The organism is Pseudoalteromonas sp. S3776, from assembly GCF_005886915.1.
Classification (GTDB): domain Bacteria; phylum Pseudomonadota; class Gammaproteobacteria; order Enterobacterales; family Alteromonadaceae; genus Pseudoalteromonas.
The window spans coordinates 1-305 of record NZ_PNCU01000244.1 but is presented as its reverse complement, the minus strand read 5'-3'; the positions used below and the strand labels follow the sequence as shown (position 1 = coordinate 305).

Here is a 305-nt window from a genome sequence, read left to right as displayed (position 1 = left end):
CAAAGAGTACTTGATGATATTTTTCATATTCAACATGTGAACGCTTATCACAGTCACCTTAAGGGCTGGATATCAGGGATCTTTGATGGGGTTGCCACGAAATACCTTCATCATTATCTGGGCTGGAGGCGACGGCTGACAGGGGCTCGGAAACTGACTGTGAAGAAATTAACAAAGGTTATTGTTGATCATTGGGTCAACCAACCATTAAAGGTAACTTAGCCCGCATTGGGTGTATAAGAATGGTTGTAAATAGATCCCAGGCCCAATGCAATAGCCGCAGAATCTAACTTTTCTCCCCAGGA

General features: G+C 43.6%; 1 pseudogene. It reads left to right on the top strand.

Features of this window, described 5'->3' with window-relative positions:
* Positions 1-222 (top strand): annotated as a pseudogene (locus CWC16_RS20345) (IS1595-like element ISEnu2 family transposase); the annotation flags it as partial.
* Positions 223-305 lie beyond the last annotated feature (83 nt).